Annotated in this window: 7 protein-coding genes and 1 pseudogene; 3 read left to right on the top strand and 5 right to left on the bottom strand. The window is 68.1% G+C overall.

The genetic code is table 11. From position 1 onward, the window contains the following. Both BB334_RS02435 and BB334_RS02430 read left to right on the top strand, forming a co-directional pair. Nucleotides 1-356: SEC-C metal-binding domain-containing protein (locus tag BB334_RS02435; RefSeq protein ID WP_198531158.1), on the top strand; the 356-nt coding region annotated here is incomplete at its 5' end. Nucleotides 357-663: 307 nt separating this feature from the next. Next, nucleotides 664-1,989 (top strand): sigma-54 dependent transcriptional regulator, encoded by a 1,326-nt coding sequence (locus BB334_RS02430; protein WP_068803950.1) that lies wholly within the window; start codon nucleotides 664-666, stop codon nucleotides 1,987-1,989. Nucleotides 1,990-2,044: 55 nt separating this feature from the next. On the opposite strand, the gene BB334_RS18570 is transcribed toward BB334_RS02430, so the two are convergent. Continuing rightward, the gene (locus BB334_RS18570) at nucleotides 2,045-2,290 is read right to left on the bottom strand and encodes a hypothetical protein (protein WP_232756627.1); all 246 of its coding nucleotides are present in this window, start codon (nucleotides 2,288-2,290) and stop codon (nucleotides 2,045-2,047) included. A gap of 9 nt (nucleotides 2,291-2,299) precedes the next feature. Between BB334_RS18570 and BB334_RS02425 the strand changes: the two genes are divergently transcribed. Then, on the top strand, nucleotides 2,300-3,379 hold the full coding sequence (locus BB334_RS02425; protein ID WP_232756626.1) for an acetate kinase: 1,080 nt from the start codon (nucleotides 2,300-2,302) through the stop codon (nucleotides 3,377-3,379). 93 nt (nucleotides 3,380-3,472) lie between these two features. On the opposite strand, the gene BB334_RS02420 is transcribed toward BB334_RS02425, so the two are convergent. The 4 genes and pseudogenes from BB334_RS02420 to BB334_RS18360 form a co-directional block, all read right to left on the bottom strand. After that, complete coding sequence (locus BB334_RS02420) at nucleotides 3,473-4,012, bottom strand: hypothetical protein (RefSeq protein WP_158014335.1); 540 nt, start codon at nucleotides 4,010-4,012, stop codon at nucleotides 3,473-3,475. Nucleotides 4,013-4,034: 22 nt separating this feature from the next. Further along, on the bottom strand, nucleotides 4,035-4,739 hold the full coding sequence (locus tag BB334_RS02415; protein ID WP_088179138.1) for a C39 family peptidase: 705 nt from the start codon (nucleotides 4,737-4,739) through the stop codon (nucleotides 4,035-4,037). A gap of 17 nt (nucleotides 4,740-4,756) precedes the next feature. After that, complete coding sequence (locus BB334_RS02410; RefSeq protein ID WP_068803943.1) at nucleotides 4,757-5,128, bottom strand: hypothetical protein; 372 nt, start codon at nucleotides 5,126-5,128, stop codon at nucleotides 4,757-4,759. Between the two features lie 70 nt (nucleotides 5,129-5,198). Next, nucleotides 5,199-5,877 (bottom strand): annotated as a pseudogene (locus BB334_RS18360) (hypothetical protein); the annotation flags it as partial.

Below are 5,877 nucleotides of genomic sequence, written 5' to 3'. Positions count from 1 at the left end.
GCCAGGGCATCCACCTGCGCGGCTATGCGCAGAAGAATCCCAAGCAGGAGTACAAGCGCGAAGCCTTCGAGCTGTTCGAGACCCTGCTCGACACGGTGCGCGCGGACGTCACCCGGCTGCTGATGACGGTGCAGATCCGCGCCGAGGCCCAGCTCGAGGAGGCCGAGGCGCCGCCCGAGGTGGAGAACGTCCAGTACCACCATGCGGACTATGACGAAGCGCTCGGCGCGGGCAAGAGCGAGCCGGATGCCGCGGCGCAGCCGGTCGTCCATGCCGGGCCGAAGGTCGGCCGCAACGACCCCTGTCCCTGCGGCTCGGGCAAGAAGTACAAGCACTGCCACGGCAGTCTGAGCTGATTCTCGCGGCCGGCCCAGGGGCCGGCAGTCGCCCGTTTCAGTCCGCTGTTCGAGCGCTCCGGTGACCCGCTTCGGTCGCCGGAGCGTTTTTCGTTCGCGAGCGAGAGGATGGCCTCGAGCTTGCTGGCGTAAATTCATAGAATGTTGATTTAATAGCGATTTCCCTTCCCGTTTCGGGCATCTCCCAGCTTGACTCCGGCTGCATATGCAGTCTATAAATCATGCAATCGTACTTTCTCGTGGGCGCGTATCGCGCGTTCGAGGGCGGGGCGCAACAAGCGCGACGACGCGCGCAGCAGGGGGGTATATGGGTGAGCGAAAGGGGGTGCTGGTCGACCCCGGCGGGCGGATCGGCGCCGACTTGCTGGCGCTGGAGCTGCCTCGCTGGCGTTTCCAGGTGGTCGATAGCCTCGCCGCGGCGCAGAAGGCGCTGTCGCAGGCAATGCCCCAGATCGGGCTCATCGTGTTCGACCGCAAGCGCCCCTTGCCGACCGACGAACTCGAGGCACTGCTCGCCCGCCACGACACCGAATGGCTCGCCTTGTTCGAGGAGGGCTTCGAGGCGGCTGCGAGGCTGCCGTCGCGCCTGTTGCGCAGCTTTCACGACTTCCACTCGTCCCCGTTCGACCGCGATCGGCTCGAGGTCATGCTCGGCCACGCCTGGGGCAAGCTGCAGCTGCTTCACCAGAACGGACCTCCGGTTGCGATCGAGGCGTCCTACGGCATGGTTGGCCAGAGTGCGCCGATGAGGCAGCTCTACCGGAAGATCGCCAAGATCGTGGCGGTCGACGCGCCGGTGCTGATCGGCGGTGAATCGGGGAGCGGAAAGGAACTGGTCGCCCGCGCGATCCACCGCTATTCGGGCCGTGCCGACGGGCCCTTCATCGCGATGAACTGCGGCGGGATCTCGCCCAGCCTGATTCATTCCGAACTCTTCGGCTACGAGCGTGGCGCCTTCACCGGCGCCAGCCAGCGCAAGGTGGGGAACATCGAGGCGGCGAGTTGCGGCGTGCTGTTCCTCGACGAGATCGGCGACCTCCCGCTCGAAATGCAGTCGAGCCTGTTGCGCGTGCTGCAGGACAGGACGATCACCCGGGTCGGCGGCACCGAGCGAGTCCAAGTCGATGTGCGGGTCATCGCCGCCACTCATGTGGATCTGGTGCGTGCGGTCGCGGAAGGGCGGTTTCGCGAGGATCTGCTGTACCGCCTCAACGTCGTCGGCCTGAAGCTGCCCGCCCTGCGCGAACGGGTCGAGGACATCCCCCTGCTGGCGCAGCAGATGTTCGAGGAGTGCCGCAGCAAGGGCTCGCCGGTGCGGGGTTTCAGCTCCGCGGCGATGAGCGCGTTGATGGCCCACTCATGGCCCGGCAACGTCCGCGAGCTGCGCAACCGCATTCACCACGCCCTGGTGATGAGCGACCACCGCCTCCTCACACCGGAAGATCTCGGCCTCGCCGAAGCGGCGAGTGCCGAGCCCCCGACGCTGGAGGCATTGCGCGCATCGGTCGAGCGCGAGCTGATCGAGACCAGCCTCAAGAAGTGCCGCAACAACGTTTCCGCGACCGCCCGACAGCTCGGGGTGTCCCGGGTGACGCTTTACCGCATGATCGATCGGCTGAAGATCGTGCTCTAGCGCCCGTCAGCTACAGCCAGTTCCGACTCGAAGGGGGTATCACATGCAGCGTTCATCACGCAAACGTCCGCGCCTCGCGCCCGGGATCGCCGGCATCCTGCTCGCTGCGGGCGCCGGCTCCGGCCTCGCCGAGGAAGCGGGCGAAGACGTCGAGGGACAGCTCGCGGCACAGATCCGGCAGATCGAACGCCTGCAGCGCGAACTCGACGCCCAGCGTGACGCGCTCGACGAGCTGCGGCGGACGATGCGGCTGGAGGCAAGAGGGCGGGGCAATGCGCCGGCCCAGGCTGGGAGCGGGCAAACGGAGACTGTGCAGGCACCAGCGCCCGCGTCCGCCGCGGCGCGTGCGGCCGCGGGCGTCGGCCCGATCGCGCAGGCGGGCGACGAGGTGCAGCCGGTCGGTCAGGCGCCTGCCGCCCCGGAGCGACCGCCCGAGGTAGCGCCCCTCTTCGAACAGCCGGGGGTGCTGACCGCGCCGGGCACGACGATCTTCGAGCCGTCCCTGCAGTATCAGTACTCGTCGTCGGACAAGATCGCCCTGGTCGGCTACACGGTGATTCCGGCCATCCTGATCGGCCTCATCGACGTTCGCAACGTCAAGTCGAACTCCTTCACCGGCACCCTCGCGTTCCGCCGCGGCATCACCAATCGCTTCGAACTCGAGGCGCGGGTGCCCTACGTGTACCGCTGGGACGACGTGAGGGCGCGCGAGATCGCCGATCCGGAGCGCGTGCAGAACGTCTTCTTCAAGGAGGATGCGAACGGAATCGGCGACGTCGAGCTCATCGGGCGTTACCAGCTCAACGACGGCGGCGGCGATTCGCCCTATTACATCGCCTCGCTGCGATTCAAGACCCGTACGGGCAAGGACCCGTTCGAAGTCGCGACCAGCGTCAGTGTCGAGAATGCACGCACCGGCAACGTGAACGAACTGCCGACGGGCTCGGGCTTCTATTCGCTCACGCCGGGCCTGACCGTGCTGATTCCGTCGGACCCGGCGGTCTTCTTCGGCGGCATCAGCTACCAGTACAGCTTCAAGCGCAATGGAGTGACGCCCAATCTGGTCAACGTGGACGATCCCGAAAACTACACCTACGACGAGATCCAGCCGGGCGGTGTGTTCGGCTTCAACTTCGGAATGGGGCTCGCGTTGAACGAGCGCTCCTCATTCAGCATCGGCTACGACCACTTGTCGGTTGCCAAGACCGATGCGACCTTCCGCTACGACGGCTCCAAGGCTGAAGGTGTTCGCGTGCAGCTCGGCTCGCTGTTGCTCGGCTTTTCCCACAGGCTGAACGACAAGCGCACGCTTAATCTCTCGGTCGGCGTCGGGGTCACGCGAGATACGCCCGACCTGCAGCTGACGCTGCGCGTCCCGATCACTCTTTGAGCGGATCGCCACCCGGCGCGGGGCCCGCCGCAGCGGGGGCGATCGATCCGTTTTCGGCCGGACGCGCGTGCGTCCGGATTGCCTGCGTTCGCCTCAGCGTGCGAGCGACGAGCGGTTCAGCGCATCCTGCAGCGACATGTCGAGCCGCATTCCGCGCAGGAGCTCGGCGCTGTTGACGCTGATGTCGATGGTGCTGACCACCTGCAGCGTCTGGTCGTTGAGGGAGTTCTGCACCAGGGTGCCGAGGGCATCGCCGGGCAGGGCGGTCGCGATGGCGTTGCCCGGCCCGTTCTGCACCACGGCAAACCGCGCGCCGGGGGGCAGGCTGGCGACGACCTGACCGAGATCGCTCAGCCTGAGATGGGTGGTGCTCTCGAGCACGCCGTTGACGAACACCGCGCGCTCGATGCCGAAGCTCATCTGCAGGCCGCCGGGGGCGGCGAAGCCGCCGCGCTGACCGTCGAGGGTGGCGTCGTCGAGCGGCGTGGCCGCGAGCAGGGAAGGGCGGCCGACCGAGGATGCAGCCGAGTCCGCCGCGAGCGATTCCTCCAGCGCCGCGCTGGCGCTCGTCGGGTTCCCTGCGAGCGTCAAGCCGAGCAGGACCATCAGGGGAAGCGTTCGCAGGGCAGGCATGGTCTCGCCTTTCGTTCAGAAGTCAGAAGTCGACGATGCTCGCGCGCCGCAAGAGCTGCAGGTCGGCGAAGTTGCGGTTTCCCGGATCCGAAACCGGCGCCTTGGGGCGCACACGCCAGTCGCTCGCGAGGTTGAAGCGGGCCAGGTCGAGGCGTTCATTGACGACGAGCAGGATGTCGTTGACCCGCCAGGACTCGAACTGGGCGCGCTTGAGCACCCGCGTGCCCATCGCAGGATCGCCGATCACCACGTCGCCGGGGCGCACCCCCTTGATGACGACGAAGTGCGAGTAGCCGTTTTCGTTGATCAGCGCGATCGCCGGTACGTTCGCTTCGAGCAGCTGATCGAGGGATGCCTCGACGCCGATCGTCGGGAAGCCTCGGGCGTCGAGGTAGCGCTTCATGTCGAGCATCGAGAAGCCTTCGGCGCGGATCTTGTCGCGGTTGCCGTTCTCGAACATCACCTTGAAGACTTCCGCCTCGCCCACCGGCTGTCCGTAGTGATGGGTCAGCAGGGTCGCGACGGCGGCCGAGCCGCAGGAGAAGTCGTACTGCTGGCGCAGCGTGGCGACGAAGCGCGCCTCCTTCATGCTGACCACCGGGACGGTCGGGTTGCCGGCGAGCGGGGCGCTCAGGCGCAAGCCGTCGGAAAAGGCCGCGGTGGACGCGAGCGAAGCGATCGCGACCACGGCGGAGAGAAGGGCGCATTTGCGCGAAAGCGCGGTCATGGTCGAGCTCATCGCGGCTAGCGCACCTCGACGTTGAGGATGACCGCGTTCTGGATCAGGACGCCGTTGCCGGAGTTCTGGATCAGCATCGGCATGCCCGACGCGTTGGCCAGCGAGCCCTCGGAGACGATGTTGCTGCCGGTGACGAGGTCGTAGGCCTGAACTTCGCTGACCTGGCCGTTCGCCCAGATCTTGCTCAGTTGCACGTCGTGAACGTCGGCGCCGCCGCGCTGTTCGGCGAGGATGGAGGTGTCGACCACGCTCGTGCCCTGCGAGAAGGCCAGAAGGGGGGTGCGGGCTTCATCGCCTGCTGCGCGCGCGACGCCTGCCGACCCGCAGGTGGCGAGCAAGGCGACGCTCAGCGCGATCATGGATGTTGCGTGCTTCATTGTCTCGCTCCTGGACGATGCGAAGCGGACGTCGAACCTCGCCGGGAGGTCCGACGTCGCTAGCACAGGCTCAGCGCAGGGTCAGGTTGGCCTGCACGTTGGCGCTTTGCTGCACCAGGGCGCCGATCCCGCTGTTCTGGGACACGATCGTGATGCCCGCCGCGCCATCGAGCGTGCCGCTGAGCGTGTTGGACATGTTGAACACGCCGGCATTGACCGCCACGCTGCCGCCTGCGCCGCCCGCACCACCGGCGCCGCCCGTGCCCTCGCCGCCGGCGGCCGCGCCGCCCGCAAGCTGACCGCCGGCTCCGCCGTTGCCACCATTGCCGCCGGTCGCGCTCCCGCCGGTCCCATCTCCGCTGGTTGCCGAGGCGGTCGCCGCGCCGCCGGTGCCTGCACCCGCGGTGGCGCTGCCGGTGGTCGCGTTGCCGCCGGTGCCGCCGGTGGCATTGGCGGTACCGTCTGCCGATGCGTCGCCGGAGGTGCCGGCGCCGCCGGTGGCCGAGGCGGTCTGGATGTCGGTGCCGCCGTTCGCGTTCGACGCGCCAGCCGTGCCGCCGGTCGACTCGGCCGCGCCGCCGGCGCCACCGGTGCCGCCGGCGGCGCCGGCCGCGTTGCTCGCATCTGCGGTGTCGTCGCCACGGCCGCGCGCGTTGGCGGTCGCGTCACCTGCCTTCGCCCAACTGCCGGCGTCGCCGCCGTAGCCGCTGTCGGCGCCGCTGCCGCCCGCCCTGCTGGAGGCCCGACCG

The organism is Thauera phenolivorans (genome assembly GCF_001696715.1).
GTDB classification, from domain to species: Bacteria; Pseudomonadota; Gammaproteobacteria; order Burkholderiales; family Rhodocyclaceae; genus Thauera; species Thauera phenolivorans.
The sequence above is the reverse complement of the archived record's forward strand: the minus strand, read 5'-3'. Positions and strand labels throughout refer to the sequence as shown.